Origin of the sequence: Methylobacterium aerolatum (assembly GCF_022179085.1) — a bacterium.
In the GTDB taxonomy this organism is placed as follows: Bacteria; Pseudomonadota; Alphaproteobacteria; order Rhizobiales; family Beijerinckiaceae; genus Methylobacterium; species Methylobacterium aerolatum.
This window is the reverse complement of sequence record NZ_BPQE01000002.1, coordinates 130,847-144,868: the sequence shown is the minus strand read 5'-3', so window position 1 is coordinate 144,868 and position 14,022 is coordinate 130,847. Positions and strand designations below refer to the sequence as shown.

The 14,022-nt window shown below is 71.2% G+C and carries 13 protein-coding genes; 7 read left to right on the top strand and 6 right to left on the bottom strand.

Annotated features, from left to right (window positions below):
- Positions 1-84: 84 nt before the first annotated feature.
- Entirely contained in the window at positions 85-1,017 is a 933-nt protein-coding gene (gene msrQ / locus MFF06_RS01165; protein WP_370876541.1) for a protein-methionine-sulfoxide reductase heme-binding subunit MsrQ, read from the bottom strand.
- Positions 1,018-1,175: 158 nt separating this feature from the next.
- On the opposite strand from msrQ, the gene MFF06_RS01160 reads away from it, so the two are divergent.
- Positions 1,176-2,180 (top strand): aldo/keto reductase, encoded by a 1,005-nt coding sequence (locus MFF06_RS01160; RefSeq protein ID WP_238201160.1) that lies wholly within the window; start codon positions 1,176-1,178, stop codon positions 2,178-2,180.
- A 9-nt stretch (positions 2,181-2,189) separates the two neighbouring features.
- Here MFF06_RS01160 and MFF06_RS01155 read toward each other — a convergent pair whose 3' ends face one another.
- From MFF06_RS01155 to MFF06_RS01135, 5 genes are all read right to left on the bottom strand, one after another.
- Positions 2,190-2,387: a hypothetical protein gene (locus MFF06_RS01155; protein ID WP_238201159.1), complete on the bottom strand. Its 198-nt coding sequence runs from the start codon at positions 2,385-2,387 to the stop codon at positions 2,190-2,192.
- Positions 2,388-2,400: 13 nt separating this feature from the next.
- Positions 2,401-3,012, bottom strand: coding sequence for an SPFH domain-containing protein (locus tag MFF06_RS22610; protein WP_283207228.1), 612 nt, complete (start codon positions 3,010-3,012; stop codon positions 2,401-2,403).
- Between the two features lie 72 nt (positions 3,013-3,084).
- Complete coding sequence (locus MFF06_RS01145) at positions 3,085-3,600, bottom strand: hypothetical protein (protein WP_238201158.1); 516 nt, start codon at positions 3,598-3,600, stop codon at positions 3,085-3,087.
- 117 nt (positions 3,601-3,717) lie between these two features.
- Positions 3,718-4,449, bottom strand: a complete 732-nt coding sequence (locus MFF06_RS01140) for an SPFH domain-containing protein (protein WP_238201156.1) — start codon at positions 4,447-4,449, stop codon at positions 3,718-3,720.
- A gap of 348 nt (positions 4,450-4,797) precedes the next feature.
- On the bottom strand, positions 4,798-5,406 hold the full coding sequence (locus MFF06_RS01135; RefSeq protein ID WP_370876555.1) for a spermidine synthase: 609 nt from the start codon (positions 5,404-5,406) through the stop codon (positions 4,798-4,800).
- A 316-nt stretch (positions 5,407-5,722) separates the two neighbouring features.
- Here MFF06_RS01135 and rimP point away from each other — a divergent pair, with 316 nt between their 5' ends.
- The 6 genes from rimP to truB all read left to right on the top strand — a co-directional run bounded on the left by rimP (position 5,723) and on the right by truB (position 13,953).
- Positions 5,723-6,589: a ribosome maturation factor RimP gene (gene rimP, locus MFF06_RS01130; protein WP_238201154.1), complete on the top strand. Its 867-nt coding sequence runs from the start codon at positions 5,723-5,725 to the stop codon at positions 6,587-6,589.
- A 72-nt stretch (positions 6,590-6,661) separates the two neighbouring features.
- Positions 6,662-8,299, top strand: coding sequence for a transcription termination factor NusA (gene nusA / locus MFF06_RS01125; protein WP_238201153.1), 1,638 nt, complete (start codon positions 6,662-6,664; stop codon positions 8,297-8,299).
- A 143-nt stretch (positions 8,300-8,442) separates the two neighbouring features.
- Positions 8,443-9,159 (top strand): RNA-binding protein, encoded by a 717-nt coding sequence (locus MFF06_RS01120; RefSeq protein WP_238201152.1) that lies wholly within the window; start codon positions 8,443-8,445, stop codon positions 9,157-9,159.
- An 80-nt stretch (positions 9,160-9,239) separates the two neighbouring features.
- Complete coding sequence (gene infB / locus MFF06_RS01115; protein WP_238201151.1) at positions 9,240-12,269, top strand: translation initiation factor IF-2; 3,030 nt, start codon at positions 9,240-9,242, stop codon at positions 12,267-12,269.
- 108 nt (positions 12,270-12,377) lie between these two features.
- Positions 12,378-12,788, top strand: coding sequence for a 30S ribosome-binding factor RbfA (gene rbfA, locus MFF06_RS01110; RefSeq protein WP_238201150.1), 411 nt, complete (start codon positions 12,378-12,380; stop codon positions 12,786-12,788).
- Between the two features lie 187 nt (positions 12,789-12,975).
- Positions 12,976-13,953, top strand: a complete 978-nt coding sequence (gene truB, locus MFF06_RS01105) for a tRNA pseudouridine(55) synthase TruB (protein ID WP_238201283.1) — start codon at positions 12,976-12,978, stop codon at positions 13,951-13,953.
- Positions 13,954-14,022: the final 69 nt, after the last annotated feature.

Below are 14,022 nucleotides of genomic sequence, written 5' to 3'. Positions count from 1 at the left end.
CCCGCCCCGCCGGAATCCGGAAGGGGCGGGCGGGTTCTGCGGCATCGCGCTGCCGCCGACAAGCACCCGTCCAAATTGTTCCGCTCACGCCTTCGTGGAGAAGGAGGGCCCGGGAGTGCGGGCGGCGGGGCGGACGGGCGCCCGCCGTCCGGTTGCCGCGCCTGCCCGGGAGGGCCGTGCCAGCGCCGTGAGGGGCAGGAGGAGGCCGACCGCCAGCACCCACCATGCGGGCCGGATCTGGCCCGAGAAGTCGAGGTTCGCCGCGAGCACGAGACCGGCCGGGACGCCGCTGGCGAGCCCGTACCATGCAGCCTCCAGAAGCGCCGTCAGCCCGGCCACGCCGAGGGCGAGGAGCAGCAGCATCCAGGGCTTCTCCGGGGCAGTCACCCGCTTCAGGATCCGCCAGCCCATGAGCAGCAGGAACAGGCCGGTCCAGAAGACCGGGCTCGACACGTCGATCTTGGCCTGGAGAAAGTAGTGCGCGAGGCCGAGCACCGCGATCGTGTAGGCGAGGCGGTGCAACCGGTGCCAGTTCGGTCCCATCCTGCGGATGGCGGCATCCGTCGAGGTCGCACCCAGCGCGATCAGGCCGACCAGGGCGACGAACCCGATCGTCAGGTAGATCCGTACGGCGATCTCGGAGGCGACCTTGGCGAGGTCGTAGTTCTGATCGACCACGTAGAGGGCGAGATGGGCCAGGGCGTAGGCCATCGCCGTCACGCCCAGCATCCGGCGGACGAGGATCAGGCGCGGCCAGTCGGCGATCCGCCGGAGCGGCGTCACCGCGAGGCTCGCCAGCAGAAAGCGGATCGTCCACTCGCCCGTGCCGTGGATCAGCGCGGTGATCGGCTTCGCGCCGAGGGCGTCGAGCCTGTAGGCGGCGGCGAGTTCACAGGCGGGGGCGATGCAGGCCAGGAAGACCGCGAGCTTCAGCCAGGAGAGACGGCCGGCCCGGTCGAGCCAGGGCCAAGCAAAGGAGAGAGGGCGGGAGGCCGCCGCGACGTCGCTACGCATCATGGGAATCGGATCGAAGGAATCGGGAGGCAACGGGGCAGGGGACGATTCGGTCCCCTGACAGGGCAGTTCGCCGCGCCACGCCCCGGGTTACGCGCCGATGCGGTTGACGCGGCTGCCGGGCTGCCGAGATACCGTATGCCAGTCACACGGATGAACCCATGCACTACCGCCATCTCGGCCGTTCCGGCCTCCAGGTCTCGCCCATCTGCCTCGGCACGATGATGTTCGGCGGGCCGACGGACGAGGCCGATGCGGGCCGGATCGTCGCCCATGCCCGGCAGGCCGGCGTGAACTTCATCGACACGGCCAACGTTTACACGGACGGGCGCTCGGAGGAGATCACCGGACGGCTGATCGGGCCGGAACGGCACGCCTGGGTGCTCGCCACCAAGGTCGCCAACCCGACCGGCAAGGGGCCGAACGACGGGGGCCTCTCCCGCGTCCACATCATGAAGGCCGCCGAGGACAGCCTGCGGCGCATGGGCACCGACTTCATCGACATCTACTACCTCCACAAGGAGGATCACGGCACGCCGCTCGACGAGACCGTCCGGGCGCTCGCCGACCTCGTCCGCGCGGGCAAGATCCGCCACTTCGGCGTCTCGAACCACCGGTCCTGGCGCATCGCCGAGATCTGCCGCCTGTGCGACGAGGCCGGGATCGATCGGCCGGTGGTCAGCCAGCCCTATTACAACGCCTTCAACCGGATGCCGGAGACCGAGCACCTGCCGGCCTGCGCCCATTTCGGCCTGGGCGTCGTGCCCTACTCGCCGCTGGCGCGCGGCGTGCTCACCGGCAAGTACGATCCGGATTCGCCGCCGCCGGAGGACACCCGCGCCGGCCGGGCCGACAAGCGCATGATGCAGACGGAGTGGCGGCCGGAATCCCTTCGCATCGCCCGGCTGTTCAAGGATCACGCCGAGGCTCGGGGCATCACCGCCGGGCAGTTCGCCACGGCCTGGGTGCTCAACAACCGCCTCATCACCGGCGTGATCGCCGGGCCACGCACCCTGGCGCAGTGGGAGGAGTATCTCGGCGCCCTGGACTACGCCTTCACCGCCGAGGACGAGGATCTGGTCGACCGGCACGTCGCCGTGGGGCATCCCTCCACGCCGGGCTACAACGACCCCGCCTACCCGATCGAGGGGCGCCTGCCGCGCTGAAGAAACGGGTCAGAGCCGCGTGTAGCGCAGGCGCCAATGCCCTCGGACGGCGGGGGCGTCGGGCGCCGGGACCGTCGCGGCGGTCGTCTCGGGTTCGGGGACGAGCGTCGCGGCGGCGAGGCGCGGCGGCTCCTGGCGGACGCAGCCACCGCTCGCCGCGAGGAGGCTCACGAGGACGGCGCGGCGGAGGAGGGGACACGCGCGCACGCCGGGGGATTCCTTACGCCGCCGCCGAGCCGCCGAAACGCCCCGTCGCCCGGGCTGTGCCGGGCAGGAGAGCCCGGCTCGCCTGATCGACCTGCGCCAGCCATTCCTCGACCGCCTCCGCCCGCTGGTCGGCGCGCGCGGCCCGCTCTTCGGCGCTTTGAACCCGCGCGTCGGCCTGGGCCTGGATGGCTTCGATGCGCGCCTCGGCCTGGGCCTGGATGGCTTCGACCCGCGCCTGCGCGACGGCCTGGATCTCCCGGGTCGTCGTCATGGCCCGGGCCTGGGCCTGGGCGATCAGGGCCTTGTAGGTCTCCACGTCCGCCAAAGCCCGGCGGAGATCGCTCGCCATGGTCTCGTAGGCGACGGTCTGAACCTGCGCGGCGGCGCCCGCCGCCGAGATCGTATCGACGAGACCGGTCCAGTCGGCGACCTGATGCCGGTCCGGGACGGCGTCCTCTCTCGACGGCGACCGGAGGGGCTGCGCCTGTGCCGGGGCGTGCGCCCGAGGCTCCGTCATCTGGTCCTTGATCGCCCGATCCTTGGCTGCCCCATGCCGCGCCGGGACGACGGTCGCGGCGATGCGGGCGTCGAGGGTGTTCCAGAAGACGTCGTCTATCCCACTCATGGCCGCCCCCTTGGCGCCCTCAAACGGCTGCCCTCGTCCCGTCGTCACCCTCTGCGTCGCCCCTCCGGGCCCTCACGCCACGGCGGCGCGACCGATGCTGGACCGGATCGCCACGGCCTCGTCCGATCCGGGGGCGAACTCGGACTCGATCGCCTCGGCAATGCGCTGCAGCCAGCTCTCGGCGGCGGCGGCGCGGTCCTCGGCGGCCTGCGCCCGGTCCTCGGCAGCCTTGATCAGGGTGTTGGCCTGGATCTGGATCTCGCGCGTCCGCTGCTCGGCGGCCTGGACCTGGGCCCGGGCGGCCAGCATGTCGGCGCGCACCTGATCGAGGAGTTCCTGGGTGCGGAACTCCTGCTCCTGCGCCCGGTCCTCGACGTCGCGGATGTAGCTCGCGGCGCCGCGAACCCGGTCGAGGAGGCTCGCCATCTTCTCCGCGCCCGCGAAGTGATCCGGCGCCGCCCGATCGGGGGCGCCCTTGCCCGCGTTGAGCAGCAGGATCTTCTTCACCTGTTCGGCATTGGCGAACTTCTTGCCCTTGTCCAGCAGGCTGGCAACGGTCTGGTTCTGCTCGAGGCTCGGATCGCCCATCGGTGACCTGTTCCGGTTGTCCCTGGTGCGGTGGTGCCCCAGGCGCGGGGCCCGGGACCGAACTTGCCGTGGAGGATGGGGCGGCGGGGATCCGAAGCGGATCGCGGCCGACCCGCCTCAGAGACCGGTATGGCTGCCGGTGAGGAGGTTCTTGGCCGCGTTGTCGATCCGCTGCAGCCACTTCTCGGCGGTGACGGCCCGCAGGGTCGCGGCGCGGGTCTTCTCGTCGGCGATCTTCACCCGGCCGTCGGCCTCGGTACGGATCGACCGGATCTGCGCCTCGGCGGCCAGACGGATCTCCTGCACCTGGGCATCCGCCTCGGCCTGGATCCGCTGCACCTTGGCGTCGGCCTGGAGCTGCGTCTCGTGGGCCTGCTTCTCGAACAGACGCAGGCGCTGGTGGACGTCCCGCAGCTCCTTCTGGAGGTCCTGGAGGGTGTCCTTGTAGGACTTGGCCTGCTCCTTGACGCGGGTGCGCTGCTCGTCGGCGTACCCGGCCATGCCGTTGATGATGTCGAGGGTCGTGGTCCAATCGGCCAGATCCTCGCCCTCGGCCAGTTCGGCGGCGGCGGTCGCAGGGGCGGCCGAAGCGGCAGCGGCGAAGGCCGCGACGCCCGGCTGGGGCGCGGACTTCTCGACCGGCCTCTCGGCGGCGGCCGAGGCCTTCAGCGCCTCCAGGGACAGTTCGGGGATCTCCCGATCGAGGGTCTCGTCGCGCTGGGGCGCGGGAGCATCCAGGCTCGACTTGAGAACGAGGATTTCGGCGCTCCGTTGATCGGGGATCGCGTCCAGCCCTTCAGCGAACTGATTGAGGATCTGCGACCAGGGAGTGCGCGCGGTCACGGCCATGTTTCTGCCCTCCACACGAAAATTCAATCTACGGTTATGAGGACCATGAACGTGGTTAATGCGCAGTTAATCGATGCGCCGGGTCTAAGGGGTTTTCTCAGCTGTCCTTTTTTCCGTTAACCGATGCGTCCCACAATTCACCGCGCGACGTACCGGATGACGCCTTTCCATCCATTGTCACACGGTGAACGGGAAGGCGGCAGGCCGGCGCGGAGGGGAGCGTTAACGCTCTCGCCGAAGGCCGGCCCGGGTCTGCCACGGCCCGGTCAATGCCGCCGTCCCGTCCGAGCCGCGCGGCGTCTACCTCCACCGGTTGCGTGATTCGTGGGGCCAATCGGCCCCGGCGGCTCACGCCCTGGAGGCGAGCCAGACCACGTGCCGGGCGCCGCGGCGTCCGCCCGAGCGCGGGCGGACCTCGTCGACGCGCAATCCGCCGTTCTGGAGGCGGGCCTTGAACTTGCGGTCCGGCCCGCCCGACCACACGCCGAGCACGCCGTGGGGCTTCAGCGCCCAGCGGGCGCGCTTCACACCCCAGGAATCGTACAGCCGGTCGTTCTCCCGCCGGGTCAGGCCCTCGGGGCCGTTGTCCACGTCCAGCAGGATCGCGTCCCAGTGGTCCGGCGCGGTCTGGATCAGGCGGTTCACGTCCGCCTCGTGCAGGGCGACGCGGGGATCCTCCAGGCATCCCTTGAACACCCCTGCCAGCGGCCCCTTCGCCCAGGCGATCACGGCGGGGACGAGCTCGGCCACCACCACCTGCGCGTCGGGGCCGAGGCTCGCGAGCGCGGCGCGGAGGGTAAAGCCCATGCCGAGCCCGCCGATGAGCACCCGGGGCGCCTTCGCCCCGGCCAGCCGCTCGCAGGCGAGGACGGCGAGCGCCTCCTCCGAGCCGCCCCGGAAGCTGTTCATCAGCTCATTCGGCCCGGCGAAGATCGAGAACTCCTGGCCCCGCTGCATCAGGCGCAGGGGCGCCTCGCAGCCGGGAACGGGGCCGGTATCGATCTGGATCCAGGGGAGCACGGGTCTTCCTCGCGGGGGAACGGTGGAAGGCAGTAGCCAGAAGGACGCGCGAGGGGAAGGTCCGCCGGGTCGCCCTGCCGCCGCCGGCCGCCGCCAGCCCTCGCCCCTTGCGGCACGCGGGGTTTGCCCGTACATGATCCTCAACATTTCTGATGGCAGTCGCGAGGCTGCGGTTCGGAGTGGGCCCCCGGGCCCGCTCTTTTTTTTGGCCGCGACCTCGCCTGCTGCAAGCGAGCCCAAGCGCGAACCTCCCATGGCGGACACACTGGCGGAACAGCCCTCGGACCTCACCGAACCACGCCTCACCGGCGAGACCGGCGTCGGCGCGCAGGTGGCGCGGGTCGTCGAAGGGCCTCTCCAGGGCCTGGGCTTCCGGCTGGTGCGGGTGAAGGTTTCGGCGCAGAACGGCTGCACCGTGCAGATCATGCTGGAGCGGCCGGACGGGACCTGCACCATCGACGATTGCGAGGCCGCGAGCCGCGCCCTCTCCCCGATCCTCGATCTCGACGATCCGGTGGGCGGTGCCTACAACCTCGAAATGTCCTCCCCGGGGATCGACCGGCCGCTGGTGCGGGTCTCGGACTTCGCCCGCTGGGCAGGCCACGACGCCAAGGTGGAGCTGGCGGTGCCCCTCGACGGGCGCAAGCGGTTCCGGGGCATCCTCGGCGCGCCGGACGCGGACGGGAAGACGGTGCCGATCGACCTGCCGGACGTGAAGGAAGGGCTGCCGAGCCGCATCCTCCTGCCGCTCCGCGACCTCGCCGAGGCGCACCTCGTCCTGACCGACGAGCTGGTCCGCGAATCCCTGCGCCGGGGCGGCCCGCCCGACGGAGAGGATGAGGAGGCGGACGAGGCGCCGCCGCCCGCCGCACCGAAGCCGAAATCGGCGGGCAAGGCGTCGGCACAGAAGGCGCCCGCCAGGAATACGGGCGGCGCCAAATCCGCCGGTGCCAAATCCGCCGGTGCCAAATCCTCCGGTGCCAAATCCTCCGGGGCCAAATCCTCCGGGGCCAAGCCGAGCGGTGCGAAGCCCGCCACCAAGACGCCCGCCCGGAGCGGGCCGAAGCAGCCGGTCGTCACCAAGGCGAACCGGCTCAAGGGTCACGACGAACCGCTCTGACCTCCCTTTCCCATTCCCCCGGTGCCCGTACGGGTGCCGCGCTCAACGCACCGAGAAGAAGGACCTGAACCGATGGCCGTCGTCAGCGCCAACAGGCTCGAACTCCTCCAGATCGCCGACGCGGTCGCCCGCGAGAAGGTGATCGACCGCCAGATCGTCATCGAGGCGATGGAGGAGGCGATCGCCAAAGCCGCCCGCTCGCGCTACGGCGCCGAGACGGACGTTCACGCCGAGATCGATGCGAAGAGCGGCGCGCTGCGCCTCTCCCGCCACCTCCTCGTGGTGGAGCAGGTGGAGAACGACGCCCGCGAGATCACCCTCGACCAAGCCCGGCGCTTCAACCCCGGCGCGCTGGTCGGCGACGTGATCTCCGACACCCTGCCGCCCTTCGATTTCGGCCGCGTCGCCGCCCAGTCGGCCAAGCAGGTCATCGTCCAGAAGGTCCGCGACGCCGAGCGTGCCCGGATGTTCGACGAGTACAAGGACCGCATCGGCGAGGTGCTGAACGGCATCGTCAAGCGGGTCGAGTACGGCAACGTCATCGTCGATCTCGGCCGGGGCGAGGGCATCGTCCGCCGCGACGAGATGATCCCGCGCGAGACCTTCCGCCCCGGCGACCGGATCCGCTCCTACCTGTTCGACGTGCGCTCGGAAGTGCGCGGGCCGCAGATCTTCCTGTCGCGCTCGCATCCCCAGTTCATGGCCAAGCTGTTCGGCCAGGAAGTGCCGGAGATCTACGACGGCATCGTCGAGGTGAAGGCCGTGGCGCGCGATCCGGGCTCCCGCGCCAAGATCGCCGTGATCTCCCGCGACGGCTCCATCGATCCCGTCGGCGCCTGCGTCGGCATGCGCGGCTCCCGCGTCCAGGCGGTGGTGGCCGAGCTGCAGGGCGAGAAGATCGACATCATCCCCTGGTCCGAGGACCAGGCGACCTTCATCGTCAACGCCCTCCAGCCCGCCGAAGTGGTGAAGGTGGTCCTCGACGAGGAGGCCGACCGCATCGAGGTGGTGGTGCCGGACGATCAGCTCTCGCTGGCCATCGGCCGCCGGGGCCAGAACGTGCGCCTCGCCTCCCAGCTCACCGGCTGGGACATCGACATCCTGACCGAGGCCGAAGAATCGGAGCGCCGCCAGAAGGAGTTCGCCGAGCGCACCCAGATCTTCATGGAAGCCCTCGACGTGGACGAGACCGTCGGCCAGCTCCTGGCGGCGGAGGGCTTCCGCTCGGTGGAGGAGATCGCCTTCGTCGAAACCTCCGAGCTGTCCAACATCCAGGGTCTCGACGAGGAGACCGGCGCCGAGATCCAGGCCCGCGCCCAGGACCACCTCGCCCGGATCGAGCAGGAGCACGACGACCGCCGCCGGGAACTCGGCGTCTCGGATGACCTGCGCGAACTCGACGGCATCACCACCCCCATGATGGTGGCGCTCGGCGAGAACGACGTGAAGTCGGTGGAGGATCTCGCCGGCTGCGCCACGGACGACCTCGTGGGCTACACCGAGGGGCGCGGCCCCGAGGCGGTCCGCCATGCCGGTTTCCTCGACGGGTTCGAGATGTCCCGCGCCGAGGCGGAGGCCCTCATCATGGCCGCCCGCGTCCATGCGGGCTGGATCGAGGCGCCCGCCGAGCCGGAGGAGGAAGGCGCCGAGGGCGAGGGCGAGGGTGAAGGCGAGGCCGCCGAGGGCGAGCCGGCCGAGCATCAGGCCTGACCGAACGACAGGCTCGAACCGAGGGAGACGCCGTCTTTGCGAGCGAAGCGAAGCAATCCAGGGATCGGCCACGGTCGGGGATGTCCCGCTGCCCTGGGTCGCGTCACGTCGTTCGTGACGACGGATCGGGGGAGGGCGGAGGGATGACCGACGCCGTCAACGCCGACGACACCCTTGATTCGGGTCCCGACCATGCCGGGCCGGGACGGCGGGCGCGCGAGCGGACCTGCATCGTCACCCGGGCCGCCCAGGCGCCCGAGGCGATGATCCGGTTCGTGCGCGGGCCGGACGGGGCGGTTGTGCCGGACCTGCGGGGCAAGCTGCCCGGTCGAGGCGCCTGGGTTAGCGCCCGGCGGGAGGCGGTCGAGACCGCCATTCGCAAGAATGTGTTCTCGCGGGCCTTCAAGGGGCCGTCACCGGCCCCCGCCGACCTGCCGGACCGAATCGGTGAGGCCCTGCGGGCCGAACTCCGGCAGGCGATCGCGATGGCCAACAAGGCCGGAGCCGTCGTCGCCGGCTTCGGCAAGGTCGAATCGGCCATCGGCGCCGATCCGGGCGTCGCGGCGGTGATTCATGCCCGCGAGGCGAGCCCCGACGGGCGCCGGAAGATCGCCGCCGCCTTGATGCGGCGGCACGCAGGCGCCATATCGGGGATCCCGGTCATCGATGACTTGTCCGAAGACGAATTGGACATGGCTTTGGGTCGGGATCATGTGATACACGCTGCGCTCGTCGCAGGAGCCGGAGCTGCCGGCTGCCTGTTGCGGTGGCGTCGGCTCCGCTCTTTCGAGGGCGCCGCCGTGGCGACCGAGGAGCCCGATCCAGCCTGCGACGGCGGGATCGAACGAGCCCCACGATGACGGCACGAGTTTGATTGCGGGATCGGCGTCGCCGGGCCGCGGTCCACGGGACAATTGGAAACCCCCAGGGTTTTGACTGGATGAGCGACACGAACAACCCGGGCGACAAGACGGCGGAGCGGGGAAACCGCAAGCCACTGTCTTTGAAGCGTCCGATCGAGCAGGGTGTGGTGCGTCAGAGCTTCTCCCATGGCCGCACGAAGCAGGTCATGGTCGAGACGGTGAAGCGCCGTGTCGGAGGCCCTGCGGCGGCCCCGGCGCGTGATGCCGCGCCGGCCCAGCGCCCGGCGGCGACCACCCGTCCGGCGGCCGCGTCCGCCAACACCGCACAGCGTCCGCCTCAGAAGCCGGCCGCCGGAGGCATGGTCCTGCGGACCCTGAGCGATCAGGAGAGCGCCGCCCGCGCCGCCGCCCTGGCCGATGCCCAGCGCCGGGAGGCCGAGGCTCGCCAGAAGGCCGAACAGGAGGCTGCCGCCGCGAAGGCAGCCGCCGAGGCCGAGGCCCGTCGCAGGGCCGAGGAAGCCGAGGCTCGCCGCAAGGCCGAGCAGGAGGCCGCCCGCGCCGCCGCCGAGGCCAAGGCCGCCGAGGAGGCCGCCCGCAAGGCCGCCGCCGAGGAGGCTGCGAAGTCCGCCGCGAGTGCCGCGGCGGCCACGGATGCCGCTGCGCTGCCCGCTGCCGCGGCCTCCCCTGCGGAAGCGCCGGCCGCTCCGCCATCTGCCGCCCCGCAGGCTCCCGCCGCCGTGCGGGCCCCGGCCGCTCCGCAGGCTCCCGCCGCGCCGGTCTCCGCCTCTCCGGCCGCTCCTGCGCCGACCGCCGCGGCGTCGCGTCCGGCCGCCGCACCGGCCCGCCCGGGAGCTCCGGCCCGCCCGGCGCCCGGCGCGCGTCCGACGGCGTCCGCCGCCCGGCCTGCGGCCACGCCGCCGACCCCGCGCCCGGCCTCGTCCGAGCCGCGCAAGATCCTGACCGCGGACAACCGCAAGCCGCGCGACCTGAACTTCATGGCCCGCCCGGCCCCCGCGCCGGAGCCCGAGAAGTCGGCGACGCCGGCCACCGCCGCCCGTCCGGCCGGAGGTGCTGCGGCCCGTCCGGCCGCCGGTCGCGGCGCCCAGGTTAACGAGGACGAGTCGGAGACGAAGCGGGTCATCCGCCGTCCCGGCATGCCGCTCAAGATCATCACCCCGCCCAAGACCCCCAAGGGTCCGGGCGGCGACCGCAACCGCGGCCGTCTGACGATCGCCAACGCCACCTCTGGCGAGGATGAGCGCACGCGCTCCGTCGCTTCCTTCCGCCGCCGCCAGCAGCGGATGAGCGGCCGTGGCCAAGTGGAGCAGAAGGAAAAGCTGTCCCGCGAGGTGACGATCCCCGAGACGATCACCATCCAGGAACTCGCCAACCGCATGTCGGAGCGGGCCGTGGACGTGATCCGGTTGCTCATGAAGCAGGGCCAGATCCACAAGATCACCGACGTGATCGATTCGGACTCGGCGCAGCTGATCGCCGAGGAGATGGGCCACACGGTCCGCCGCGTCGCCGAATCGGACGTCGAAGAGGGCCTGTCCTCGGACGAGCCGGATCTGGAGGAGGATCTCGATCCCCGCCCGCCGGTCGTCACGATCATGGGCCACGTCGATCACGGCAAGACCTCGCTGCTCGACGCGATCCGCAAGGCCAACGTCGCCGACGACGAGGCCGGCGGCATCACGCAGCACATCGGCGCCTACCAGGTGGCGTCGCCCTCCGGCGACCTCATCACCTTCATCGACACCCCCGGCCACGCGGCCTTCACCTCCATGCGCGCCCGCGGCGCCAAGGTGACGGACATCGTCGTGATCGTGGTGGCGGCCGATGACGGCGTCATGCCCCAGACTATCGAGGCGATTCAGCACGCCAAGGCGGCGAACGTCCCGATGATCATCGCCATCAACAAGATGGACAAGGCGGATGCGAACCCGCAGCGGGTGCGCACCGAGCTGCTGCAGCACGACATCCAGGTGGAGTCGATGGGCGGCGAGACCCTCGAGTTCGAGGTCTCCGCCAAGACCGGCGACGGTCTTCCCGACCTGCTGGAGGGTCTGCAGCTCCAGGCCGAGATCATGAACCTCCGCGCCAACGAGAAGCGTGACGGCGAGGGCACCGTGATCGAGGCGCAGCTGGATCGCGGCCGCGGCCCCGTGGCCACCGTCCTCGTGCAGCGCGGCACCCTCTTCACCGGCGACATCGTCGTGGCCGGTGCCGAGTGGGGCAAGGTCCGCGCCCTCATCGACGACCTTGGCGAGAACGTGCAGTACGCCGGCCCGTCGGTCCCGGTGGAGGTGCTGGGCTTCAACGGCACGCCGGACGCCGGCGACCGCGTGATCGTGGTGCCGACCGAGGCCCGCGCCCGCGAGGTCACCGAGTACCGCGCCCGCATCAAGCGCGAGCGCATCGCGGCCCGCACCGGCGGCGCCAACCGCTCGCTCGTCGACATGATGCGCGAGGCCAAGGAAGGCTCGACCCGCAAGGAACTGCCCGTCCTCATCAAGGGCGACGTGCAGGGCTCGGTGGAGGCCATCGTCGGCGCCCTGGAGAAGCTCGGCAACGACGAGGTGGCGGCCCGCATCCTGCTCTCGGGCGTCGGCGGCATCACCGAGTCGGACATCACCCTGGCCCAGGCGTCGAAGGCGGTGGTGATCGGCTTCAACGTCCGCGCCCACAAGGAGGCCCGCGAGGCCGCCGAGCGGGCCGGTGTCGATATCCGCTACTACAACATCATCTACGACCTCGTGGACGACATCAAAGCCACGCTGTCGGGGATGCTCCCGCCGACGCTTCGCGAGGAGCGCCTGGGCGAGGCCACCATCCTTCAGGTCTTCGAGGTGTCGAAGGTCGGCAAGGTCGCCGGTTGCCGCGTCACGGACGGCATCGTGGAGCGCGGCGCCCATGTCCGCCTCGTGCGCGACAGCGTCGTCATCCACGAGGGCAAGCTCAAGACCCTCAAGCGTCTCAAGGACGACGCGAAGGAGGTCTCGAACGGCCAGGAATGCGGCATGGCCTTCGAGAACTTCGAGAACATGCGCGCGGGCGACGAGATCGAGTGCTACCGGGTCGAGGAGATCCGCCGCACGCTTTGACAGCCCGGACGTCCGTCCGGACAGGGCGGTCGCGGCGAGAGGCCGCGGCCGTCTTTTTCTTTTCTTGGAGGCAGGCCCCCTTAGGCAGCGGGGCCTCAGCTTGCGGACATGGCCCAGAAACCCACAACGACCGGCCCTTCCCAGCGCCAGCAGCGCGTCGCGGAGTTGATCCGCCACGCAATCGCCGAGGTGCTGCAGCGGGGCGATATCCAAGATCCGGTGCTCGGCACGCATGTCGTGACAGTGCCCGAGGTGCGGATGTCGCCGGACCTGAAGCTCGCCACCGCCTACGTCATGCCGCTCGGCGGTCAGGACGAGGCGCCGGTCATCGCCGCCCTGGAGCGGAACCGGAAGGTGCTGCGCCAGGAGGTGGCCCGGCGGGTGAACCTGAAATACGCGCCGGAGCTGCGCTTCCGCCGGGACGAGACCTTCGACGAGGCCGCCCGGATCGACCGTCTGCTGCGTGACGAGCGCGTCCGCCGCGACCTCGACGAAACGGATCCCGACGCGGATCATTGAATCCGGGATGCCGAAGGACTTGCTCCTTCGGTGGGGTCCAGGGGCGAGGCCCCTCGGAAACGCAGGGCTCCGCCCTGCACCCGCGAAAGGACACGTCCTTTCGACACCTGCACTTTCGACGCTTCAAGGCCTTGAGGACATGACGGTTTCCACCGACGATCACGTTCCGGCGCAGCCGCCCGCCGTCATGCCCGGCGAGGCCCGCCGCCAGGATGACCGCCGGCCGCAGCAGCGCGGGCCGCGCCCCGATCGCCCGAAGCGCAAGGACGTGTCGGGCTGGGTGATCCTCGATAAGCATGTCGGCATGACCTCGACCCACGCCGTGGCGGTGGTGAAGCGGGCCTTCAACGCCAAGAAGGCGGGGCACGCCGGCACCCTCGATCCCCTGGCCTCGGGCATCCTGCCCATCGCCCTGGGCGAGGCGACCAAGACCGTTCCCTTCGTGATGGATGGCCGCAAGGCCTACCGCTTCACCGTGTCCTGGGGCGTCGAGACCGATACCGACGACGCCGAGGGCCGCCCGGTCGCCACCAGCGAGGACCGGCCCGAGCGGGCCGCCGTCGAGGCGGCGCTGCCGGCCTTCATCGGCGCCATCGAGCAAGTGCCTCCGCGCTACTCGGCCATCAAGATCCAGGGCGAGCGCGCCTACGACCTCGCCCGGGACGGGGAGACCGTCGAACTCGTCGCCCGACCCGTCCAGATCGACCGCCTGGAAGTGGTCGCCCACGAGAACGGTCAGACCGTGATCGAGGCCGAGTGCGGCAAGGGCACCTACGTCCGGGCGCTGGCCCGCGACCTCGGCCGGATGCTCGGGTGCTTCGGCCACGTGGCCGCCCTGCGCCGCACCCGCGTCGGCCCCTTCACCGAGGCCGAGGCATGCGCCGTGGCGACCCTCACCGACGACGGGCCCGAGGCGGCCCTGGCCTACCTCCGCCCGGTGGAGACTGCCCTCGACGCCATTCCCGGCGTCGCCGTCTCCCGCGACATGGGGTTGCGGCTGATGCGCGGCCAGCCGGTGATTTTGCGTGGGCGCGACGCCCCGGTCTCCGGCAAGGCCTTCGCCACCTGCGCCGGGATTCTCGTCGCGGTGGGCGACGTGGAGCGGGGCGAACTGGTGCCGCACCGGGTCTTCCACCTCGGGGGCACGGCGCCGGGCCGGGCCTGAGGCGCGTCGGCGCACCCGGAACGAAGGCCGCGCCCTCCTGTTGGCCCGCGCGGGCAGCGGCCGGGGGCG

Bases quoted from the DNA above. Each gene is read 5' to 3' on its own strand.
- msrQ (WP_370876541.1), bottom strand. From the start codon at position 1,017: ATGATGCGTAGCGACGTCGCGGCGGCCTCCCGCCCTCTCTCCTTTGCT.
- MFF06_RS01160 (WP_238201160.1), top strand. From the start codon at position 1,176: ATGCACTACCGCCATCTCGGCCGTTCCGGCCTCCAGGTCTCGCCCATC.
- MFF06_RS22610 (WP_283207228.1), bottom strand. From the start codon at position 3,012: ATGAGTGGGATAGACGACGTCTTCTGGAACACCCTCGACGCCCGCATC.
- MFF06_RS01145 (WP_238201158.1), bottom strand. From the start codon at position 3,600: ATGGGCGATCCGAGCCTCGAGCAGAACCAGACCGTTGCCAGCCTGCTG.
- MFF06_RS01140 (WP_238201156.1), bottom strand. From the start codon at position 4,449: ATGGCCGTGACCGCGCGCACTCCCTGGTCGCAGATCCTCAATCAGTTC.
- MFF06_RS01135 (WP_370876555.1), bottom strand. From the start codon at position 5,406: ATGCAGCGGGGCCAGGAGTTCTCGATCTTCGCCGGGCCGAATGAGCTG.
- rimP (WP_238201154.1), top strand. From the start codon at position 5,723: ATGGCGGACACACTGGCGGAACAGCCCTCGGACCTCACCGAACCACGC.
- nusA (WP_238201153.1), top strand. From the start codon at position 6,662: ATGGCCGTCGTCAGCGCCAACAGGCTCGAACTCCTCCAGATCGCCGAC.
- MFF06_RS01120 (WP_238201152.1), top strand. From the start codon at position 8,443: ATGACCGACGCCGTCAACGCCGACGACACCCTTGATTCGGGTCCCGAC.
- infB (WP_238201151.1), top strand. From the start codon at position 9,240: ATGAGCGACACGAACAACCCGGGCGACAAGACGGCGGAGCGGGGAAAC.
- rbfA (WP_238201150.1), top strand. From the start codon at position 12,378: ATGGCCCAGAAACCCACAACGACCGGCCCTTCCCAGCGCCAGCAGCGC.
- truB (WP_238201283.1), top strand. From the start codon at position 12,976: ATGCCCGGCGAGGCCCGCCGCCAGGATGACCGCCGGCCGCAGCAGCGC.